Annotated in this window: 19 protein-coding genes; all 19 read right to left on the bottom strand. The window is 40.5% G+C overall.

Annotated features, from left to right (window positions below; genetic code table 11):
- Window positions 1–20 precede the first annotated feature (20 nt).
- Window positions 21–377: a PTS glucitol/sorbitol transporter subunit IIA gene (locus IGK54_RS12965; protein ID WP_002355981.1), complete on the bottom strand. Its 357-nt coding sequence runs from the start codon at window positions 375–377 to the stop codon at window positions 21–23.
- 24 nt (window positions 378–401) lie between these two features.
- Window positions 402–1,397 (bottom strand): PTS glucitol/sorbitol transporter subunit IIB, encoded by a 996-nt coding sequence (gene srlE, locus IGK54_RS12970; RefSeq protein WP_002355982.1) that lies wholly within the window; start codon window positions 1,395–1,397, stop codon window positions 402–404.
- 16 nt (window positions 1,398–1,413) lie between these two features.
- Entirely contained in the window at window positions 1,414–1,968 is a 555-nt protein-coding gene (gene srlA, locus IGK54_RS12975; RefSeq protein ID WP_002355983.1) for a PTS glucitol/sorbitol transporter subunit IIC, read from the bottom strand.
- A complete protein-coding gene (locus IGK54_RS12980; RefSeq protein ID WP_142957491.1) occupies window positions 1,968–2,453 on the bottom strand; it encodes a transcriptional regulator GutM in 486 nt (161 codons plus the stop codon). Before IGK54_RS12980 ends, srlA begins: the two co-directional genes overlap by 1 nt.
- Window positions 2,450–4,312, bottom strand: a complete 1,863-nt coding sequence (locus IGK54_RS12985; RefSeq protein WP_033594392.1) for a BglG family transcription antiterminator — start codon at window positions 4,310–4,312, stop codon at window positions 2,450–2,452. Before IGK54_RS12985 ends, IGK54_RS12980 begins: the two co-directional genes overlap by 4 nt.
- Before the next feature lie 15 nt (window positions 4,313–4,327).
- Window positions 4,328–5,128, bottom strand: a complete 801-nt coding sequence (locus tag IGK54_RS12990) for an SDR family oxidoreductase (protein WP_002379285.1) — start codon at window positions 5,126–5,128, stop codon at window positions 4,328–4,330.
- A 171-nt stretch (window positions 5,129–5,299) separates the two neighbouring features.
- Window positions 5,300–7,198 (bottom strand): tRNA uridine-5-carboxymethylaminomethyl(34) synthesis enzyme MnmG, encoded by a 1,899-nt coding sequence (gene mnmG, locus IGK54_RS12995; protein ID WP_142957492.1) that lies wholly within the window; start codon window positions 7,196–7,198, stop codon window positions 5,300–5,302.
- 19 nt (window positions 7,199–7,217) lie between these two features.
- A complete protein-coding gene (gene mnmE / locus IGK54_RS13000; protein WP_002379284.1) occupies window positions 7,218–8,615 on the bottom strand; it encodes a tRNA uridine-5-carboxymethylaminomethyl(34) synthesis GTPase MnmE in 1,398 nt (465 codons plus the stop codon).
- A gap of 232 nt (window positions 8,616–8,847) precedes the next feature.
- Window positions 8,848–13,542 (bottom strand): Ig-like domain-containing protein, encoded by a 4,695-nt coding sequence (locus tag IGK54_RS13005; RefSeq protein WP_430603085.1) that lies wholly within the window; start codon window positions 13,540–13,542, stop codon window positions 8,848–8,850.
- 740 nt (window positions 13,543–14,282) lie between these two features.
- Window positions 14,283–15,152 carry a triphosphoribosyl-dephospho-CoA synthase CitG gene (gene citG, locus IGK54_RS13010; protein ID WP_002370585.1) on the bottom strand — a complete coding sequence of 290 codons (870 nt, stop codon included), beginning with the start codon at window positions 15,150–15,152 and terminating at the stop codon, window positions 14,283–14,285.
- 6 nt (window positions 15,153–15,158) lie between these two features.
- Window positions 15,159–16,331 carry an NAD(P)-dependent malic enzyme gene (locus IGK54_RS13015; RefSeq protein WP_010711863.1) on the bottom strand — a complete coding sequence of 391 codons (1,173 nt, stop codon included), beginning with the start codon at window positions 16,329–16,331 and terminating at the stop codon, window positions 15,159–15,161.
- A 117-nt stretch (window positions 16,332–16,448) separates the two neighbouring features.
- Window positions 16,449–17,846 carry an oxaloacetate decarboxylase subunit alpha gene (locus IGK54_RS13020; protein WP_002359205.1) on the bottom strand — a complete coding sequence of 466 codons (1,398 nt, stop codon included), beginning with the start codon at window positions 17,844–17,846 and terminating at the stop codon, window positions 16,449–16,451.
- Complete coding sequence (citX, locus tag IGK54_RS13025; protein ID WP_002390266.1) at window positions 17,839–18,375, bottom strand: citrate lyase holo-[acyl-carrier protein] synthase; 537 nt, start codon at window positions 18,373–18,375, stop codon at window positions 17,839–17,841. The genes IGK54_RS13020 and citX overlap by 8 nt, the downstream gene beginning before the upstream one ends.
- Window positions 18,368–19,900, bottom strand: a complete 1,533-nt coding sequence (citF, locus tag IGK54_RS13030) for a citrate lyase subunit alpha (protein WP_430603087.1) — start codon at window positions 19,898–19,900, stop codon at window positions 18,368–18,370. Before citF ends, citX begins: the two co-directional genes overlap by 8 nt.
- Window positions 19,901–19,902: 2 nt before the next feature.
- A complete protein-coding gene (gene citE / locus IGK54_RS13035; RefSeq protein ID WP_002355998.1) occupies window positions 19,903–20,790 on the bottom strand; it encodes a citrate (pro-3S)-lyase subunit beta in 888 nt (295 codons plus the stop codon).
- The gene (gene citD / locus IGK54_RS13040; RefSeq protein ID WP_002355999.1) at window positions 20,778–21,086 is read right to left on the bottom strand and encodes a citrate lyase acyl carrier protein; all 309 of its coding nucleotides are present in this window, start codon (window positions 21,084–21,086) and stop codon (window positions 20,778–20,780) included. The genes citE and citD overlap by 13 nt, the downstream gene beginning before the upstream one ends.
- Before the next feature lie 5 nt (window positions 21,087–21,091).
- Entirely contained in the window at window positions 21,092–22,084 is a 993-nt protein-coding gene (citC, locus tag IGK54_RS13045; protein ID WP_430603377.1) for a [citrate (pro-3S)-lyase] ligase, read from the bottom strand.
- Window positions 22,085–22,116: 32 nt separating this feature from the next.
- Window positions 22,117–22,251, bottom strand: a complete 135-nt coding sequence (locus IGK54_RS13050; RefSeq protein ID WP_002356001.1) for an OadG-related small transporter subunit — start codon at window positions 22,249–22,251, stop codon at window positions 22,117–22,119.
- A 21-nt stretch (window positions 22,252–22,272) separates the two neighbouring features.
- Window positions 22,273–23,388 carry a sodium ion-translocating decarboxylase subunit beta gene (locus IGK54_RS13055; RefSeq protein WP_002383526.1) on the bottom strand — a complete coding sequence of 372 codons (1,116 nt, stop codon included), beginning with the start codon at window positions 23,386–23,388 and terminating at the stop codon, window positions 22,273–22,275.
- Window positions 23,389–23,415: the final 27 nt, after the last annotated feature.

Genomic DNA, 23,415 nt, shown 5'->3' on the forward strand with positions numbered 1-23,415 from the left:
GTTCCTCCCTTAAACGATAATTATAGAATAGTGATTGTTGTACCAACAGTTATTTCAGGAATAGCTTTTTCTTCAACATATAATGTACCTGGTAATTCAGGTGTTGTTGCGCCATCAAATTTAATAGTAATGTGACCCAATGTGTCTAAATTAGTTAATACTACCTCGCCTACAGCGGTAATCTGGTAAGTTTGTTCATCAATCACTAACGTTTGCTTGTCCGTAATCGCTTCTGTGACTGGCTGAACCTCAATGTTATAACAATAATCTGCTAAAGCATCTGGTGCATCTTTTCCAAATAAGATGACCATTTTTTCTTCTTTAAATAATTCGGCTTCTGGCCCAATAGACTGAACCTTTGTTGTAAATACTGACATTTCCCATCCTCCAAAAAAAATTTTTTAACTATACAATCCAAAACTTGCTAACCAAGCAACTAGTACTCGAGGGGCACCATTTAAGAAACGAGAATATAAAACAGAAGGGACCCCGACTTCAACGGTTTCAGCTTCAGCTTCTTCCAAGCCTAAGCCCACGGGAATAAAGTCGCACGCGTTTTGTGTATTAATAGCAAACAATGCTGGTAAGGCTAGTTGTGGCGGAATGTTGCCTTTCCCAATTTCCACACCAATTAACGTACCAATTACTTGGCTGATTACTGCTCCAGGACCTAATAAAGGAGAAAGAAACGGCAGAGAACAAATAAAACCAATAATTGTTAACCCCACAATGTTTCCTGCCAATGGCGCCATGATATTGGCAAAAAATTCACCAATTCCTGAACCTTGAATCACACCAATTAATAAAGAAACAAATGCCATAAACGGAATCACTGTGTTGATCATCGTTTGTACGCCTTCACGGGCTGATTGGTTGAATGTCGCTACAACTTTTCCTGCACCCATACCAATTTTCGCAACAAAACTTTGTTGTTCCGCTTTTTGTTCAGTAATTTTTTTACTTGTATCATATTTAAATTCTGTTTTTTTCGAGGTGGGCTTTTCTGTATCAGCAGCAGCTTCTTCTGATGTCAATGTAATCTGTTTCGGGCCTACAGCGGAAACATAAATTGTCTCATTAATGTATTGTGCTAAGGGACCACTTTTGCCAGTTGGAACAACGTTAATAGTAGGAATTCCTTTTTTAGGATAAATTCCGCAACGAAGAGTGCCTCCACAATCAATTATGGCTAATGCGATTTCATCATCTGGAATCGATGTCTTAAAACCATTGACCGCTTCCATTCCTGTCAATTCTACGATTTTATCAACGATTGCGGGTTTCTCGCCGCCACCTGTAATGTAAATAAATTTATGTTTTTCTTCTGTCGGTGTAATTACTAAGGGCCCACCATAACCGCCATTTCCTTTAACTACCTTAATACTATTGTACGTCATCGCACCTTGCTCCTTTCTAATCCACAGCAATCTCTACTGTTTTACTAAGGGTAATTCCTTGTTGTTTGCAAACATAGGCGGTAGTGAAATCGGTAACCCAACCGCCAATAAAATTCATTAATATCCCTACAAACATATAGCGAATCGCTAGGTCCATCGAATTTAGTCCTAACGTATCAATCCCTTGCGCAATCCCTAACCAAACGAACAATTCACCAGGATTAATATGAGGGAAAACTCCATTACTGGTATGACAAAATTGCGCTTGTGCAGCATAATAGCTAGGTTTATAGTATTCTGGTAAAAATCGAGCCATCGTAAAGGACATTGGATTGCCTAACATAAAAGCGGATAAAAAAGGCAGCACTAAATATCGCGTAACAGGATTTTTGGCAGAAAGTTTGGCTACTTTGGTTACTCTTTCTTCTCCTAGAAAAGCAATTAAAGTATTCATAGCTACCATTAACATCAAAACAACAGGTACGATGCCTGTCATCCAAGAAATAAATGTTTCTGCTCCTGTTTGGAAAAGGTGCATAAATCCTTCCGCAAATTTTGTAATATAAGACATTACTCGACACTTCCTTTCAATTTTGTTTGTACTTTATTTTTCCATAATTGCCATTGAATTTTGGCTCCATTAAGCGGCGTTAATGGTTGTGTTTCTTGATAATTGCCAAGCTCAACACGTAAGTAAATTTCTCGTGCATTTTCCATCGCTTTTTGGGTTAATTTATTTTCCTTTTGTACGAGTGGATGGTAATGATCCATATAATGAATATCCTCGTTCACGTACTGAGGTAAGGGATGAAATTTAGCTAGAACGGTGACACCTTGCATCTTTCTAGCGGCTAAGATTTTCCCTTGCGAATCCACAGCAAACAAGATAATCGTGCCAGCTTTTAACTTCCCTGCACGTCGACCAATCGCGACTTTCCCTAATTGTCGCAATTCTTGGTAGTTTTGATTAAAGTGTTTAATCTGTTTCATTCCCATAGCTATCTGAACGAAGTAAGCTGTTAAAAAAAGCGCTCCGAATACGTAGATAAAACTCATATGATAATCCCCTTCCTTTGCATCCACTCTTTAACTGCTAAAACATCTCGTTGCTTCCGTAACTCATTACGTAAACGTTCGTCTCCTGCGATTGTAAACAAGCGGTCATATAGTTGTAGTAACTCTGCTTCAACAGTGGCCGTCAGCTCTTCTGGAATACCCAACAGCAAAATAACATCAACTTTACCTTCTGATGTAACCAGTGATTCTTCAAAAACCCCAATCGATAAAATAATCGTTGGTAAGGCTTGATTAATTGTATGGGGAAAGGCAATCCCCGATTCAAAAATAGTTGTTTGTTGATCTTCTCTAGTAAAAATTCGTTCGATAAATTGAGGATCTACTAATTTTTCTGCTTCTAAATCAGCAACCATTTTCTGGATATTCGCTCGGTAACCTTGAGTATTCTCTAATAATTGATAGGTCATATGAATATTTTGAGATTCCACGGAACGAATTTCTTTTGCTCTCTGCCACTCATTTCTGAGCCAAGTATCGTTAAATAAATTAGTTAAATGGATCATCGGTGTTTGTGGTCGAATATTTTTTAAGGGAATGGTTGTAAAAATAGCAAAATATTGATTCAATTCTCTTCTCTCTGCCTCTTCTTCAGAAAAATGGGCAATCTGGACGTCTGGACCCAAAACTTTTTCCAATTGCCGCTGAATGATCAAGGCCGTTCCATGACCTGTACTGCAGATTACAGCGATTTCTTTTTTGGCTCCCGCTTCATAGTTCCCTCTCAATGCTAGTTCAAAATACAAAGCGAGATACCCAAATTCAACCGTCGGCACACAACGATTTAACAAACGGCCCAATTCTTGCAAGCCAATCTTGGCTAATTCATAGGCCAAAGGATATTGACGTTCAATTTCTCCATAAAATAAATCGTGACATTCCACATGAAAAACGAGTCGATTCATCACGTTTCTTAAATGATCTTTCATTTCTGAAAACAAGAAGTCCTCATCAAATTCAACAACAACTGAATGATGAATTTTTTTCATCATTTTTTGAAAATAGTCAGCTAAGAGTCCTTCATCAGCCAATAAAGAATTACGAATATGGTTTGTGTTGATGTTAAAAGGAAAGCTGATAAAGGAACGTTCCCATTGGCTTAACGTTACATTATAGGTTATTTCCAAATGATACATCAGTTCTTCAATCTGCTCGTTATGACGAACATAATCAACATATTCTGGTGGTAGTTCCGTAATGAGTTTTCCAGCTAAAACACGCTGCAAAACAATTGAAACCACTCTTCGTAAAAGAAAACTATCTTGTTTTGCTAGTCTTGTTTCTTTGATTATTTTTTGTATCATTTGTTTGGTAGTTTCATGAAGAAACTGTTCTTCAAAATATTCTTGGACGTAATTCACATGAAGTAAGCGTAAATCAAACTCTTTTCCTTCTAAATGAATGCCACGGTTTGGCGTGCCTACAACCGCAACCTGCCAAGGAGCAATCAGCTCTTTCATGCGCTTAATGTCTTTATTAACTGTGCCGCGACTAACGGCGAGTTCTTCGGATAAATCATAAGTTGAAATAAATTGATCTTCTTCTATTAATCGTTTGATAATGTAGGAAACACGCTTGCTTGAAGAATTAAAATCAGATTCCCTTTTTAGCCGTCCAGACAAAACCTCTTCAAAACCTTCAAAGTTATTGATTTCTAACTGAAAGAGATTTTCCTTCTGAATAATTTGGGCGATACCGATTAATTCATCATTCAATGTATCAATGTTTTTACGAACTGTTTGAGGACTTGCGGCTAATTTCTCTTGCAATTCCTGTAAGCTCATTCCTTTGTGATCAACTAGTAATTTTATTACTTGGTACCATCTATTTACTAGCGTCATTTAGTTTTCCCACCTCTATCCTCTTGTTTTACCTCCAGCTACGTTTGTGGTGATGCCTGTAATATAGCTTGAACGGTCTGATAAATAATAGCATACTAAGTCAGCGACTTCATGGAGTTTTCCGCTACGACCTAATGGAATCGTACTTGTTTTTGAATAACCTGCTCGCAATTGCTCAACAGAAATATTTCGTGTATAAGCCAATGCTTCTTCGTATGCTAAAGTGCGCAAGCCCGTTTCTTCCATAATACCTGGCGCAATCCCCACGACACGGACGTTTGATTTTCCTAACTCTTTAGCCCATGAACGTGTATAACTGCTGACCGCTGCTTTCGTTGCAGCGTAAGCACTTTGCCCTTCGGAGCCTTCTAATCCAGCTTCTGAAGACATATTAATAATGACACCTGCTTGTTTTTGTACAAGAATCCGGCCCACTGCTTGGCTCATTAGGTAGAGCCCTTTTTGATTGATGGCTACAATTTTGTCGAATACCTCATCCGATAATTCATAAGGCCCATGAGGATGATTTTTATCCACCAATAGACGTGGAATATTGATGCCGGCATTGTTTACTAGGCCATCTACGGTTCCAAATTTTTCAACCACTTGAGCGACACCTGCTTCTACTTCTGCTCGAGAAGTTACATCGACTTTCACAAAGAGTAAATGCTCATGTTGCGTTTCTGATGCTGAAATATCAAAATTAGCGACATAGACCTCTTGTGCTAACAAGCTTTCAACAATGCTGTGACCAATACCAGATGAGCCTCCTGTAACAATCACTACTTTTCCTTTAATTCCTAACCAATCTGTCATTTGTTCCACTCCTATCATTTGTTTGCGCTTTCAGTATAGGTCAGTTTGTGAAATTATTTAAGACAGTCTTTTTTTGTAGTTTAGAAAAAAGAGTAGACTAATTCAAAACAAAAAAGCAGTTGCTTCTTCACAATCAATCATCCGTGAAGAAGCAACTGCTTCAAATTTTTATTATCCTTGCACTTTCGCGATTTTTCCTTGTTCGATGTAGACCATCAAAATGCTAATGTCAGCGGGGTTCACACCGCTGATACGGCTTGCTTGGGCAATCGTTTCTGGTTGGATTTTTTGTAGTTTTTGTTTTGCTTCTGTCGCCAAGCCGTTAATCGCTTGGTAATCAATGTTTTCTGGAATGCGTTTTGCTTCCATGCGTTTTAGTTTCTCAACTTTTTCCATGGCTTTTTTAATGTAGCCTTCGTACTTGATTTGAATTTCTACTTGTTCAATTACTTTCGGATCGAGCGCCTCTTCAGGTGCGGGAATAAATTGAGCGACTTCTTGATAACTGATTTCTGGGCGTTTCAGAAAATCTCTAGCTAAAATACCGTCTTTTAAGCCAGCAGCGCCTTTGGTTTCCAAAAATGCTTGCACTTCTTTGGTTGGTTTAATCCGATGTTTGCCTAAGCGGGCAATTTCCGCTTCAACAGCCGCTTTTTTGACTAGATAGGCGGCATATTGTTCTTCTTTGACTAAGCCAATTTCATGACCCATTTCTGTTAAACGTAAGTCCGCATTGTCATGTCGTAAAATCAAACGATACTCCGCACGTGACGTTAATAAGCGATAAGGTTCGTTAGTGCCTTTTGTAACTAAATCATCAATCATGACGCCAATATAGCCATCACTACGTTTTAATACAAGAGGCTCTTTGCCTTGAATTTTCAATGCAGCATTAATTCCTGCCATCAAGCCTTGACCAGCAGCTTCTTCGTAGCCACTAGTTCCGTTCGTTTGACCTGCTGTATAAAGATTTTCAATGACCTTTGTTTCTAATGTTGGGCGTAATTGGTGAGGGACTACCACATCGTATTCAATGGCGTAACCAGTACGCATCATTTCTACTTTTTCTAATCCTTCAACAGAATGAAGCATTTCTGTTTGGACATCTTCTGGTAAAGAAGTAGATAAGCCTTGGACGTAAACTTCTTCGGTATTCAACCCTTCTGGTTCCAAGAACAATTGGTGTCTTGGTTTGTCTGCAAAACGAACAATTTTGTCCTCGATGGATGGGCAATACCGAGCGCCCACACCTTCAACAATCCCAGTAAACATTGGGGCGCGGTGTAGATTTTTTTGAATAATTTCATGCGTTGTTTCATTCGTATAAGTTAACCAACAAGGTTCTTGGTTTTGATTGTAGGCACTATCTGGCGTGCTGTAACTAAAGTGGTTGGGTTCTTTATCGCCTGGTTGTTCCTCTGTCACAGAATAATCAATCGTACTTGATTTTACTCGTGGCGGCGTTCCTGTTTTAAAGCGATCGATTTCTAAACCTAATTCTTTTAAATGATTGGCTAAACCAACGGAAGGTTGCGAATTGTTTGGTCCTGATGAATATTTTAATTCACCAATAATAATTTCGCCACGCAAGGCAGTACCGGCAGTAATCACCACTGCTTGACTACGGTATGCGGCACCTGTTGAAGTTACAACACCACGACAAACGCCATCTTCCACGATTAATTCTTCAACAATCCCTTGACGAAGGGTTAAATTTTCTTCTTTTTCAATGGTATGTTTCATTTCTGTCGCATAGGCATGTTTGTCAGCTTGCGCGCGCAACGCACGCACTGCTGGACCTTTACCAGTATTTAGCATCCGCATTTGGATGTAGGTTTTATCAATGTTTTTACCCATTTCGCCGCCTAATGCATCGATTTCTCGGACAACGACTCCTTTGGCAGGTCCACCAACAGAAGGGTTACATGGCATAAAAGCAACCATATCTAAATTAATCGTTAAAAGTAACGTTTTAACGCCCATTCGTGCGGCTGCTAAGGCTGCTTCAGAGCCAGCATGTCCAGCACCGACGACAATAACATCATATGATTCTGCTTGATATTGATTCATAAAAAATTCCTCTCTTGTCTTATTTTCCTAAACAAAATTGACTAAATAACTGTGTAATTAATTCATCTTGGACACTATCGCCGACGATTTCCCCTAAGTAATCCCAACAACGGGTCATATCAATTTGAACTAAATCGACTGGCATACCTGCTTCGATGCCGTTAATCACTTCTTGTAACGAAAGCGCTGCTTGATCTAGCAAAGCAATATGACGTGTATTAGAAATATAGGTAGCATCTTTTTCGCCTGTTTGGCCGCCAAAGAAAAGATCAGCAATTTTCGCTTCTAACTGGTCTAAGCCTGTGTTTGACAACACCGAAACGGATAAAATTTCTTCTGCAGGGACTAATTCTTGTAATTCGTTAGGATCTAGTTTTGTCGGTAAGTCCATTTTATTTAAAAGAATAACGCGTTTTAAGCCTTTCGTTGCTTCCAACAGTTGACGATCTTCCTCTGTCAATTCTTCGCTTTGATTTAAGACCAACAAAATTAAATCCGAATCTGCTAACGCTTTGCGGCTGCGTTCGACACCAATTCGTTCCACAATGTCTTCTGTTTCGCGAATCCCCGCTGTATCAATTAATTTTAAAGGAACACCGCGAACGTTAACGTATTCTTCAATGACATCACGTGTCGTTCCAGCAATATCTGTAACGATAGCTTTTTCTTCTCGTAACAGATGGTTTAACAAACTGGATTTCCCGACATTTGGTCGGCCAATAATTGCTGTACTTAGGCCTTCTCGCAAAATTTTTCCTTGTTTAGCGGTCGTTAATAATTGTTGAATCTGCGCTTTCACAAATTCGGCTTTTTCTAAAAGTAATTTCGTGGTTAATTCTTCGACATCATCATACTCTGGATAATCAATATTAACTTCTACTTGCGCTAAAGTATTTAAAATTTCTTGTCTTAATGAACGAATTAACGTCGACAAGTTACCATCCAATTGATTCAATGCAACATTCATCGCTTTATCCGTTTTAGCACGGATTAAGTCCATCACTGCTTCTGCTTGTGAAAGATCCATTCGGCCATTTAGAAAAGCACGTTTTGTAAATTCCCCAGGTTCGGCCATTCGTGCGCCTTCACGTAACAGTAATTGCAATAATTGGTTCACCACGACAATGCCGCCATGACAGTTAATTTCTACCACGTCTTCTCGTGTAAATGTTTTCGGTGCCCGCATCACAGAAAGCATGACTTCATCAATCAATTGATCGTTTTGCGGATCAACAATATGACCATAATGAATCGTGTGCGTGGGGACTTTAGCTAAATCTTTAGTGCCTGACCGATAAACTTTGTTTGCAATAGCAACTGCTTGCTCGCCACTTAAACGAACAATACTAATCGCACCTTCACCTGGCGGCGTAGAAATCGCCGCAATTGTATCAAATTCCATTGTAGCTGATTGCATAATTAGCTTCCTTTCTTCATAACAACAAAAAAAGCGCCCACTCCTCCTGCATTAAAAAATTCAGGTTGGATTTAGCACTTTCACTGCTTGTTCCTTCGATTTTCTGAAAATAGAATAGCACATTTTATTCTATTTGGCAATTTTTCTTCATTAAATGGAACGAGAAAACGTATCATTGAGTGGGGAATTCTCAACAATACGTTTTCTCATCTATAGGAATTAAAGGAGAGAGCTAGTTTTTACGTTTGCGTTTGATGATTCCCATGCTCGCAAGGAGTGCGACAAAGGCGCCAAACAAACTTGTTGTCACGGCTGAGGACTCTTTTTCACCTGTACTAGGTAAGTAGCCTGTTTTCCCGTGATTTCCAGTGCCATAACTGATGGTACTTAGTTTCGGATTGTAGCCACTACCATTTGCACCGAGGCCATTGCCTAGTGAACCTAAGCCAGAACCTGTTGTGCCTAAACCAGAACCCCCATTTGGATTTGAACCTGTGTTTGAACCATTCCCATTATTCCCGCCAGTTGCGCCATTGTTTCCTGTATTGCCGCCTGTATTGCCGTTATTTCCGCCAGTGTTACCATTGCCTCCTCCAGGATTCGTTGGGTCAGCTGGTGTCATGAAGGTTGTATCCGTACTGTAATGTCCTGCGCCATCGGTAGCTGTCGCAAGTAAACTTTGTTGAGCAGTCGCTTGTCCCGCTGTTAATTGGATAGCGAAGTTGCCTTCAGCATCGGTGGCACCTACAGCAATCACACTTCTTAATAGTCGGTTACTAATTTGAATGATTCGGTTTGGTTCAGCTGTTCCTTTGATAAGGTAGCCGGCTTTAGACGTTCCTAAAACTGAAGAAACAGTTGGTGCCGCAATTTTAATCTCTGGTTCTCCCGTAATATCGGCTGGCGTCATAAATGTGGTTTTAGGACTCACATTTCCTTGTGTATCTGTGGTTAGTGCGGTTAACGTTTCTTTTTCTGTTGCTAACCCTGCTGCAATATGAACGGAGAAGGTGCCTCCAGTAGTTGTATTGCCACTTGCCAATAATTGTTCACTGCTATTGTAAAATTGAACCGTGACATTTGGATCAGCAGTTCCAGTGACTGTATAGCCATTGGCTTTGTTTCCTTCAACCTTCGTAATAGTTGGCGCCGCTAAAACAACATCCGCTGGAATAACGGCTGTAGCTGGTTGACTTTCATTGCCAGCGCCATCTTTGCTAATAATCGTAATCGTTTCTCCTGGTGTCACTACGCCAGCTGGTAGAGTCACCGTATATTGGCCGGTTTCGTTAGCAGTTGTAGCAGCAATGATGGTTCCGTCTGCGTCACGGACATCAATAGTGGTTTTTGGCTCCGCCGTTCCAGTGATTTCGTAACCTTTACTAGAATTTCCGGTAATAGAATCAATGGTTGGTGTGGCTAAGTCGGCTGGTGTAGTTGCTGTAGCTGGCTGGCTTTCTTTTCCTGTTGCATTTTTCGCTACGACAGTTATTGTTTCGTTAGCTGAGGCCTTCCCTGGCTCTAAAGTCACTGTGTATTTGCCATCAGTTCCAGTAGTTGCCATGCCAAGGACTGTGCCATCGGCGTCACGCACCTCAACTGTTGTACCAACTTCTGCTGCTCCTACTACTTGATAGCCTTTTGTCGTGCTACCAGTGATTTTGTCAACAGTAGGTGTCGCGACTGGTGCATCTGGATCAGCAGGTGTTTTGAAAGCAGTCGGATTACTTTCTTTCCCAGCAGCATCTTTCGCAATGGCAGTTAAGGCTTCGTTAGCTGTTGCTGTGCCCGTCGGAAGAGTGATTGTAAAGGCGCCAGCACCATCAGTCGTTCCCGTAGCAATAACTAAACCTGCTTCATTGTGAATCTCAATGGTGACATTTGGCTCTGCCGTGCCGGTTACTTGATACCCAGTGGCAGTTGTTCCTGTAACAGTCGTCACAGTTGGTGCTGCTACGGTTGCATCTTCAGGGACCGTCACTTCCGTTGGTTGACTTTCATTGCCGTCACCGTCTTTTCCAACAACTGTTAATGTATCACCAGGATTAGCGGCTCCCGCTGGAAGGTCCACAGTAAAGTTTCCTTGATCATCCGTTGTCGTTGTACCAATAATTGTTCCATCTGGGTTCCGTACTTCAATGGTGGTATTAGGGTCCGCCGTCCCAGTGATTTCATAACCAGTTGTTGAATCTCCAGTAATGTCACCAATTGTTGGTGTGGTAACATCAGCGGGTGTCATAGCTGTAGTTGGTTGACTCTCAAGTCCAGTATCATTTTTAGCAACTACATTCACTGTTTGTTTAGCTGTTGCTTTTCCTGAAGCTAACGTCACAGTATATTGGCCAGTCGGTCCAGTTGTTGCGGTGCCTAAAACTGTTCCGTCTGTTGCACGAACTTCAATGGTGGTGCCAAGTTCAGCGGTACCTGTCACTTGATATCCTTGTGTTGTATTCCCAGTAACTTTGTCGACACTTGGCGGTGCCACTACTTCATCTGCTGGTGTTTGGAAGGTTGTCGGTGTACTTGTATTGCCAGCAGGATCTTTGGCTAACGCTGTCAATGTTTCATTCGCATTTGCCGTCCCAGCTGGAAGGTTCACAGCAAAGGAACCAGTCCCATCGGCAGTCCCTGTTGCAATCACGTTCCCATCTGCATCACGAATTTCGATGGTAGCATTCGGATCAGCGGTGCCTGTCACCTGATAACCAGCAACTGAATTACCTGTTACTCCTGTTACAGTTGGTGCTGTCACCGTGGCATCAGCAGGAACAAGGACTTCAGTCGGTTGACTTTCATTTCCTGCGTTATCCTTTCCAATCACTGTTAACGTATCCCCAGGATTTGTCGTTCCCGTTGGTAGCGTTACAGTAAAATCACCATTCGCATCAGAGGTACCTGTACCAATGACTGCCCCAGCTGGATCACGAACTTCGATTGTTGTGTTAGGGTCTGCTGTTCCTGTAATTTTATAACCCGAACCAGAGTTGCCTGTGATGTTATCAACTGTTGGTGCAGTGACATCAGCTGGTGTTGTCGCCGTTTCTGGTTGACTTTCCGTGCCACTAGCGTTTTTCGCTACAACGCTCAGCGTTTGATTGGCTGTTGCTTTTCCTGGATCTAAAGTCACTGTATATTTTCCGTCAGTTCCAGTTGTTGCAGTACCAAGGACCGTGCCAGCTGCATCGCGAACCTCAATGGTGGTGCCAACTTCAGCAGTCCCTTTGACCTCATAGCCTTTTGTTGTACTACCTGTTACAGTCTCAACAATTGGCGTCGCCACGGGCGTATTAGGATCCGCTGGTGTTTGGAACGTTGTTGGCGTACTTTCTGTACCGCTGGCGTTTTTCGCTACGGCGGTTAACGTTTCATTGGCGCCTGCTTCACCTGCGGGAACGGTAACTGTAAATGCCCCTGTCCCATCGGCGGTACCTGTGCCTATTACGGTGCCTCCTGCATTTCGGATTTCAACCGTGGCATTGGCGTCGGCAGTTCCTTTGACCTCGTAACCTGCCGTTGAATTACCTGTCACTCCTGTGATTGTTGGTGCGGTTACGGTTGCTTCATCCGCTGGCGTTTGGAACGTTGTTGGCGTACTTTCTGTACCGCTGGCGTTTTTCGCTACGGCGGTTAATGTTTCATTGGTGCCTGCTTCACCTGCGGGAATGGTAGCTGTAAATGCCCCTGTCCCATCAGCAGTACCTGTACCTATCACGGCACCTCCTGCATTTCGGATTTCAACCGTGGCATTGGCGTCGGCGGTGCCTTTGACCTCGTAACCTGCTGTTGAATTGCCTGTTACTCCTGTTACGGTAGGTGCGGTTACTTCACTAGTAGTACCTGCAGCAAAATAAATGTTGGATACACCGTCTGCTGTTGCTAATAAATTAACGTCTAAAAGATCTGTTTGAACGACTGTTCCTACAAAACGAGCATCTAAATTATTGGATAAATTTTGAGGTGTTGAAACGGTAGTTGGTAAAGTAACCGTAGTTGCGCCTAGTAAAGAAGCATCCACTAACTCATTTACGCCTGAACCACCAACCGCTAATAAAGGCAAAGCACCTGAAACAGCCACGTTCACCGTGCCTTTGACAGGAAGCAAGGCTGCATTTATGGCTGTAGCGACAAGATTACTTGGGATACTGGTTCCTTTTGCCTCCAAAGCTTGAACTGCCGCATTCAAATCTTGTAAGATGTTTGAAACATTTTGGGCTAAAACTAACCCTAAACCATCACTAATTGGTGCGCTAATGTATGAGCCGTCAGCTGCTAATGTTTCCGGAGCTGTAAATGAAGCAGCACCTAAGTTTTCAATGTTATTCACTAATTCCAACTGACGATTCACTTCCGTCAAATCAATATCAACACCAGTTAAATTCCCTAAAGCCCCACTGGTAATTTGAGTAATCACATTGGTTAAATCATTGGCTGCATTCAAAACGGCGGTCAAAAAAGTAACTTTTGAAAGATCAATCGTGACATTGGTATTGATTGCTGCGCTGCCTGCTGCAGCTACATTTCCTCTTAACTCAGGAGGAACCACTAACACCGCTTGTTTTTGTCCACTAAACACAGCGGAAGCATCTGCTAAAGCGCCACCAGAAACCGTGAAATTAACTGGTTGATTTTGGTTTGCGGCTGTCCAACGATTACTCGTTGAAGTGCCACTGTCATTATTTGACGTAACATTTGATAATAGTTCGATATCCAAGACCGCTGCTGATGCACTGATTGTGCCAGAGGTAACAGCTATACTTACAGGGATTGCTAATGACGTAAATAATAAACCACTTGATATTGCTAAATTAAGCATCTTGCGTTTTGTCCATTTTTTATGCTGACTTTTCCGATTAAAATCCTCAACAATTTTCTTTTTCATCTGATCGTCCCTCTTTTCTTTAAAATAAACGATAAATACCAAGATCATTAGCTTCCCCTAGTTGTTCATCTCCCCCTTTAGCGATTTAAATGGATTTAACACCTGCAGTTTAGTACATTTCCTCAGCTTTTCAAAATATAATGCTGTGAATTTTTATATAAAAATTCATTTGATAACAAACATCCTGGATATGTTAAAAAACTCACTAATTCATTAGTGAGTTATTATACAATGAGAGGAAAATGAGGAAGTTTATACATTTCTCCCCAATCATTAAAGATAAATAAATTATTTTATTATAACTTATCGTTTGATAAATCGATAATTAAATAACGGAAAATTTTTTTATTTTTTTGAGAAATTCCACTATTATTTTTTCTGCTTCTTTGACTGTTTTTATCAATTTTATGGCTGTAAGTCATAAAAACTTTACATCAAAAAAATGACTCTAATCTATAACAATTTTTTCTGTTTTTAAGATTTTTTTATGAAATTTTTTATATTAAAAAAATTTCATAAAAAAAGGCGACAGCCGTTTTTGAACGAATGCCGCCTTTTAGATAAACAAAAACCTGATTCTAAAAGAATCAGGTTTAGGAAAAGCAAATCAAGATTCGCTTCAACTGTTTATCATCGTATTTGTATACTCTGATAAGAATGATTTCGTAATAAAATATACTGTGTTTCGTGGTATTTGTCAATCGCTTTCTTGAATTCTCTTGAGACCTTTCCATAAGCATATAAGGTCAAAATAACTGACCAAATCAGCGTTGTAACTATCTTTTTAATTAAGGGGTCAGCCAATTTAATTTCATTAGTTTATCTAAAAACACCACCAAAATTAAAGCATCTGCACTGCCACCAATACTCCAATTTTTTTCTTTGAATAAGTGATTCAATCTTTCTAAACAAAGGGTTCCCCGTAACGTTTGTGTCCCCCCTAAAGCAAAATATTCCTGGATTAACGGTTGATATATTTCAAAAATTTGGACATTTTGACTTCGTTTAATCAAATTCGTATCCTCAACATAGAGCGATAAATAAAGGAGCGTATCAATGAGTTTTTGTTGTTGTGTGCCTTGATGTTTTTGATAATAAGGCACTCCCTGTTCAAAGACAGCGGGATAACCTTGTTGCGCCTCACCACGGATTCCAGTCAAACCATGCTGAACAAATAGTCGTTCACCCCAAGTTAGTTTTTCTAGCTCATTCGTAGCGAGGTTTTCAAAGTCAGCCAATAAGTCTTGCGTCATTGTTTGAAGCGTTTGTTGAAACAATTGTAAGGTGCAAGGGGTCTCCCAAATCATTAAACGACCACAGATAGCTAAAAAAATACCTAGAGAAAAAATCGCTCCTTTATGTGTATTGATCCCTTCTGTTGCCTCAAACATCGCTCGTTCTGCTTCTAAACCAACTTGTCGAATCGTGCGAAATGTTGCCTCAATCGGCAAATGACGTAGCTCTGTCCCAGCTTGAACGAAGGTTTCAAAATAAGGAGTCAAAACCACACTACTTTCTAAAAAAGTGAAAACATCCATATCTTGATGGGCGCCTGCATCGACTGGATCCACCAAGCCTGGTTTATTTAAACAGGTCACTTCATAGAGTAGTGCCAATTGTGCTTGCTGCGCTAATTTACTCCTTGCTTGCTTTGTCATTGCCTTTTACGTCCCTTCTTCTGCCGTGGCCTTTTCTTGTTTTATATAGTCTAGTACAGCATTAAAAACCGTGTCAACTACGCCGCCATCAAATACATTAGGTATGAATTTTTCTGCTGTGGGTTCTGAAATCATAGCGGCCAAGCTTCGTGCTACTGTCATTTGCAAACCGACATCGACTTTTCTGCCTTTCGCTGCCAATAACCCTTTAAAAAGACCTGGAAAAGCTAAAATGTTGTTCACTTGATTCGGATATTTGGAAGAACCAGTTGCTAATAAACGGACGCCATTGGCTTGGGCGAGGGCTGGTTCAATTTCTGGTTTAGGATTTGCTAAAGCAAAGATAATTGGGTCTTGGTTCATTGATTCAATCAGGGCTGGCGTTAGCACATCCGCTTCTGATAAGCCTAAAAAAACATCCTGATTGACGACAGCGGTGGCTAAATCTTTGTTTTCTACTGATGGTTTTATTACCTGTCGAAGCAAAGCACGTTGGTAAGGATTCAATGTCGGGTCTTCTTCTCTTAAAACACCTTGGCGATCTACTAAGGTGAGATGCGTAATCCCCGCTTGAATACATAACTTAGCGGTCGCTACACCAGAAGCACCAACTCCGTTAATCACCACACGTAATTGATTTAAAGGTTTTCCTTTAATTTTGGCTGCGTTGATTAGCCCAGCTAAAACGACAATGGCTGTGCCTTCTTGGTCATCATGATACACAGGAATGTTCAAACGTTGTTGAAGTTTTTCTTCAATTTCAAAACATTTTGGTGCAGAAATATCTTCTAAATGGATTCCTGCAAAACTATTTTGTAAATTTTCAATTGTTTGAACCATCTCGTCCACTGATTTTTGTTCCAGTGCTAAAGGAATAGCATCGACCCCCGCCAAATTTTTATAAAGCAAAGCTTTACCTTCAACAATTGGCAAGCCCGCTTGCGTGCCCATATTGCCGAGACCCAGAACAGCTGACCCATCTGTAATAACCGCAATTAACTTACCACTAATGGTCCACTCGCGCGCTAATTCATGATTTTGGGCAATCATTAAACTCAATTCTGCGACACCAGGTGTATACATTTTGGCTAAATCATGATGGTTTAACACCGCTTCTGTTGCTTCAAGACTTAGCACACCAATATTTTTTTGATGAATTGCTAGAACTTCTTCTAACACATTGTCACTTCCTTTCACGGGCTGCCTTTTTTATATTTGATGAAGCAAGGGTTTGAACAACCGTTATCGTCGCTCAAACCCTTGCTTCTTTATACATTTGCGGAGCACTTGCCCGTTCTATTCTGGCAAGTCAAGTTTGACTGTCACTTTCTGTAACGGTACATCGTAAAAAGGATCTTCACGACGTCCTAAAAAGTCTTTTCCTTGTTGTGGGAACATCGCATATAATAGGACATCCTCTTCAGATTTTGCATATTGTTGGATTTCATTTTCTAAACTATGCAACTCTGGTTTCAATAAATCCGCTGGTCGACAAGTAATCACTTCTTCATCCCCAATGATTTTTTGCTTAATCTCTTCTGCGATAGGTGCTGGTGATTTGCCATATTCTCCGCGCACATAATCTTTGATTTCATTCGGTATTAAGGAATATCTTTCCCCAGAAATCACATTCATTAAGGCTTGTGTTCCAACCATTTGTGAAAGCGGCGTAACTAGTGGTGGATACCCTAAATCTGCTCTTACTTTAGGTACTTCAGCTAAAACTTCTTCATATTTGTCTTGTAAGCCTTGCTCCGTTAATTGACTTAATAAGTTTGATAACATACCACCAGGTACTTGATAAATCAAGGTTTTCGGTTCCGTATCTTTAACTTTAGGGTTTAAAATGCCTTCACTTCTAAAACGATCACGAATCGGATTGAAATAGTCAGCAATCTCTGTTACTTTTTCCATATTTAAACCTGTTTCAAAGCCTAAATCTTCTAACGCAATGGCTACAGATTCTGTGGCTGGTTGACTCGTACCGCCAGCGAAAGAAGAGATAGCTGTATCGATGATATCCGCACCTGCTTCAGCAACTTTTAAATAGGTCATCTCAGAAATACCACTAGTCGCATGCGTATGCACCTCTAAAGGTAAATCAATGGCATCTTTCATTTTGCTCACTAATTCAAAACCAGTTTGTGGCGTCAAAACGCCTGCCATATCCTTAATACAAATGGAATCCGCTCCTGTTTGACTTAATTCTTTGGCTAATTTTACAAAGTAATCGATGGTATGAATTTCACTCGTAGTATAAGAAATCGCTGCTTGACAGTGTCCGCCAGCTTCTTTTGTTGTTTGAATTGCTGTTTGTAAATTACGGACATCATTCAAGGCATCGAAAATACGAATAATATCAATCCCATTTTCAACTGATTTTTCGACAAAGGCCCGCACCACATCATCAGCGTAATGACGATATCCTAGTAAATTTTGTCCTCGTAATAACATTTGAAGTTTGGTATTTTTAACTTCTTTGCGAATTTGGCGAAGACGTTCCCAAGGATCCTCGTTTAAATAGCGGACACAGGAATCAAACGTTGCCCCGCCCCACATTTCTAATGCATGAAATCCTGCCTCGTCCATTGTTTTAATAATCGGCAGCATATCTGAGGTTGGCATCCGTGTTGCAATTAAACTTTGTTGTCCATCCCGTAGCACCGTTTCTGTAAAACGAATTTTTTTACTCACTTGGCTGCTCCTTTCGTGTCAAAATTATTTCTGTTATTTTTTCTTGCATTGCTTCAAGACTGTGACGTCGATTTCGTCCACAGACTTTCGCCTCTTCTTGGCAAATAAAACAGCGCCGTGGTGGCAAGCCTAAATCTCCTCGATGAAGGCTTTTTAGTTCCTCATTTCCCCATAAAACATCTAGGTCCACTAAACGACCATAAGGATGTGTTTCTTCAATTTTGACCATTCTTTGTTTTAATTCTTGTGGGGCTAACGAAACTGCCAAATAATATTCAGGCCCTGTTTTTTCATTCCGGTAAAAATTAACAATCGGTACTTGATCCAGCAATTGTTGCTCGACTTCGTCAATTACTTCTAAAAAAACAGCCGTTAAGGTGGGCGAATTTTTCACTTCTCCAGGAATATTCATTGTGGCAGATAAGAGACTAGCTTCTGGTGCTGTTTCTAACAACTCCTTCTGTGTGGCAGCTCTTTGTTCGCGAGCATCCAACATCTCTAAAAGTGTTACTTTTTCCCCATTAAACATTGCGTACCACATCAATTAGACTACCATCTCGGTATTCAATTAACGCAACAACTTTGTCTCTATATTTAATTGGTTCCGGGGTGCCAACAATGTTGTAGGCTTTGTCTTTCAACTCTTCTAACGTAAACTGAGGAACATCTAAGGTTTTAAAACAATCAATTAAGTCTGTTCTTTTTGGATTGATTGCAATGCCGACTTCCGTTACTACGACATCGACACTCGTACCTGGTGTAACGACTGTATTTACTTGCTCAACGATTGTTGGAATCCGTCCACGAACAAGTGGTGCAATCACTAGACTCATTTTACAAGCCATACTTGTATCGGAATGTCCGCCAGAAGCACCACGGATGACACCATCTGAACCAGTAATGACATTTACATTAAAATCTGTGTCCACTTCTAAAGCAGATAAAATAGCTGTGTCTAATTGATTAATAACCGCCCCTTTGCTAAGCGGTGAAGCATACATATTGGCATCAATTTCATAATGATTGGCATTTTCCCCTAAAGAAATAGCTGATGGATGATCAAAGTCTTGGACGTCAATAATTTTTTCTACTAAGCCTTCTTCCAAAAGTTCCACCATTGCATTCGTAATTCCGCCTAAAGCGAAACTTGCTTTAATGCCATCTTTAAGCATTTGTTCTCTCATGAACCGCGTAACTGCTAGTGAAGAGCCACCTGTTCCTGTTTGGAATGAGAAGCCTTCTTTGTAGTAAGGAGAATGTGTAATTATTTTTGCGGCATATTCAGCAATCAATAATTCTTTAGGATTCTTTGTAAAACGTGTCGCGCCTTTGGCAATTCCATCTGGATCACCAATTGCATCAATTTCTACCACATAATCAACATCTGTTTGTGGAATACTGATAGGGGTATTAGGATATGGTACTAATGTGTCAGTAATGATGACCACTTGATCCGCATATTTTGCATCGACCATCGCATATCCAAGAGAACCACAGGTAGCTTTTCCTTTGGTTCCATTCGCATTTCCATAAGCGTCTGAACTTGGTGCACCTAAGAAAGCTACATCAATATGGATATCACCTGCTGCTACTGCCCGTGCCCGGCCACCATGTGAACGAATCACCACAGGATTTTCCATGATACCTGCTGAAATAGCGGCGCCTACTTTATCTCTCAAACCTGAAGAAGTAATGTTGGTGACTACTCCATTTTTAATGTGTTCGATCAAAGGTTCATGAACATTTGCAATTGAACTAGGTGCAATCGAAATGTTTTTCAGCCCCATGGCGGCAATCTCGGCTAAAACTAAATTCATCACATAGTCTCCTTCACGGAAATGGTGATGGAAAGAGATGGTCATGCCATCTTTCAACCCTGTTTTTTCAATTGCTTCACGAATACTTCCTAAAAGTTTTGTCTCCCGAGGTTTCACTGGTTTAATTGCTCGGCTCGCTTCTTGATAAGCATCAATGTGTGCTAATTCTCCTTCATAAATGCCGTATTGCTCTGCATAAGATTGAGGAATGTCTTTGCCTACTTTATTTACTACCATGTCTATATTTCCTCCTCGGTAATTAATTTAGCCGCCAATGCTAACGCAATGACCCGTTCAGCTCGTTCAACAATTGGTTTATCAACCATTTTTCCATTTACGGAGATAACACCGGAACCTTTTGCTTCGGCTTCCCGAATGCCCCAGATTACTTCCTTAGCATTCTGGATTTCTTTTTCTGTTGGCGCATAAATAGTATTAACTAATGGGATTTGACGAGGGTTAATCACCGATTTCCCATCGAAACCTAGCTGTTTAATCAAACGAACTTCGGCTTCAAAGCCTTCCGTATTGTCTACATCTGAATAGACCGTATCAATAGCTGCAATCCCAGCTGCTCGAGCGGCATGTAAAATCATGCTACGAGCAAAGAATAGTTCTTGGCCATCTGGATGGCGCCGTGTTTTCATATTGGTAACATAGTCTTCGGCGCCTAACGCGATGCCAATCAAGCGAGTTGAACTTTTGGCAATCGCGGGCGCATTTAGAACACCTTCAGCCGATTCGATAGCAGCCATCATTTTCGTTGTTCCTACGGGAATGTCATTTTGCTGTTCTACTTCTGTAATGACTGCCTCGACATCAATTATATCTTGGGCTGTTTCTGTTTTTGGTAAACGAATCACATCGACACCAGCTAAGACCATTGCTTCAATATCTTCTGCGCCACCGGCATCTAAAGCATTGATTCGAACAACAATTTCAATATTGCCATAATCGAAAGTTTTCAAAGCAGAATGGACTAAAACACGGGCAGAGTCTTTTTCTTTTAATGAAACTGCATCTTCTAAATCAAACATGATTGAATCTGCCCCATACAAAGGTGCATCTCTTAGCATTGCTGCGTTCGCTCCAGGGACAAACATCATTGTTCTTCTTAAACGTTCCATGAGTCCAACTCCTTCCAATCATATGTTTCTTTTTCAGCGCCTCGATGTAAAACTGTAATCATCCGAGCTTTGATCGTACAATCTAATGCCCCTTTATCAATCGCCTTGACCGCAACGCCTTGGACATCTAAATGTTCCAAAGTTGTCGTAATCACCTGACGAATTTGATTGCCAAATTGTTTTTCGACACTACTTTCTAATTCAATGGTATTTTCTGTTGATTCAATGGGTTGGACGGTAATCATAATATCACTTGATTCTACTGTCCCTGCAGTAGCATTTTTGATAATCTTCACTTTCTTCACCTCATTAGTTTCTTGTGTTCTACTAAGTATTGATAACTTGTTGCTGGTAAAAACTTCTTGAGTGTCTCTTTGTCGCCTTCAGCCATCGCTTTGCGAACTTTCGTCGCACTAATCAGCTCTCCACCAATCGCTAATCGCGGGACAATGGTTAGCGTTATCGTTTTTCCGAAAACTTGTTGCATTGCTTGATTGTAGACATCGGTCACTTCTGAATAAGGCTCTTCTCCCACATAACGTTGCTGAATTTCAAGTATTGGCGCAATTCTTTCTTTAAATAACGTTGCATCAAGCGTTGCTTGAATTGCAGCTACCTCTAATGGCGCTTTTTCTTTCAAAAAATAGGTAGGAAAAGTCGCAGACGAAACTAAGTAATCTTCTGTAGATAGGACTGTCACATTGGGTAAATGGGCTACCCCTTTTTGCACCATTGCGAAACGTGCTTCTTTTGAAAACAGCGATTTATCTTCAGATAAAACAAACACATAAACGTGCGGACTTTCTTGGGCTGCTTTTTCGACTAAGTACTGATGGCCTTTCGTAAAAGGATTTGCATTCATGACAATGCTACTGGCTGGTCCTGCTTTTTTATGCTGTGTCAGGTAACCAAGATAATCGGCAAAATCTGGTTTGCCTTGCTCCATAAATAGCACCTCTTGATTCGCAACCACTTTTTGAAAGCCTAGCGACTGAAAAATTTGTTCATTTTTTGGTTTTGTATACAAAAAACTGTGTAATTGGTTTTCTTCTCTCAGTTTTTCAAGTAGATGAACTACCAATTGGGTTAACAAATTTTCAGATTGATATTTTTTACAAACGGCCACGCACTTAATCGTTTTGCCTGAAAGCGAGCCAGAGGCGATTAATGCTGTGTCATCATATATGCCAACGGTGTAATCAAGTGCTTCTGTCGTTTGCAATGCGGCTTTTTCCATTAATTCGCGCCAAGCTTGATAAGCTTTTTTATCTTTTTGCAACCAGATTCTTTTCATTGTATATACGCTGCTCACAGCAATAACCTCCTTTATTTTTTAATTGGAAATAATTTTGTTAGTAATTTAGATGCTAGATAAATGATAAATAAAACAACGAAAACGCCGCCCCAACCAAAACCTAACAGTTCAAAAGCAATTTTTAAATCTTCCATGTTAACAGACATGTATTCGTTCTCCTTTCCGTCCTATGTTAAAAAGGCTAATAGTAAGCCACCAGCAATTACAGAAGCGATTTGTCCTGAAACGTTGGCACCAGCAGCATGCATTAAAATAAAGTTTTGTGGGTCTTCATCCGTAGCCATTTTTTGAATAACCCGACTAGACATTGGGAAAGCGGAAATACCCGCAGCACCAATCATTGGATTGATTTTTTCTTTTCTAAATAAATTCAAGAATTTAGCAAAAAGCACGCCGCCGACTGAGTCCATAATAAAGGCGACTAACCCTAAGCCAATAACCATCAACGTATCGACTTTTAAGAACTCTGCATAGTTCATGCTAACGGAAATAGATAGTCCTAGCAAGATACTAATAATATTTACCAATTCATTTTGAGCTGTAATGGATAAACGATCCAAAACGCCACATTCTCTTAATAAGTTCCCAAACATTAAGAAACCAACTAATGGTAATGACACCGGCGCAATTAACCCTGCGACAATCGTAATAACAACCGGGAAAAGAATTTTCGCTGTTTGAGAAACTTCACCGGCCCGATAAGTCATACGGATCCGACGTTCGGCTTTCGTCGTCACTGCTTTAATCGCTACTGGTTGAATAATCGGAACTAACGCCATGTAGGAGTAAGCGGCAACCATTATGGCCCCCATGTATTTTGAATGTAAGGTATTTGCTACGAAAATAGACGTTGGACCATCAGCGGCACCAATAATCCCAATCGAAGCAGCATCGTTTAAATCAAAACCTAATAAAACAGCCATAATAACTGTAAAGAAAATCCCAAACTGTGCAGCGGCACCAAACATCAACATAAACGGATTTTGTAACAATGGCCCGAAATCAATCATTGCCCCAATCCCAATAAATAATAATAACGGGAATAATTCTGTTTTTATTCCAAAATCAAAAAGAACATTAAACGGACCTGGCTCGCCGCCAGCGCTCAATACGCCGGAATTAGGAAAGTTCACTAAAATCGTTCCTAAACCCATCGGCACTAAAAGTGTTGGTTCATACTCTTTTTTTATTCCTAAATACATTAATAGTCCACCAATCAGCATCATCACAATGCGTCCTGGTTCTTGGCCCATTCCTATAACACCTTGAATCAGTGTCTCCACACAAATCACTTCCTCTTCTTAAATTAA

Origin of the sequence: Enterococcus sp. DIV2384 (assembly GCF_050534975.1) — a bacterium.
GTDB lineage: Bacteria > Bacillota > Bacilli > Lactobacillales > Enterococcaceae > Enterococcus > Enterococcus faecalis.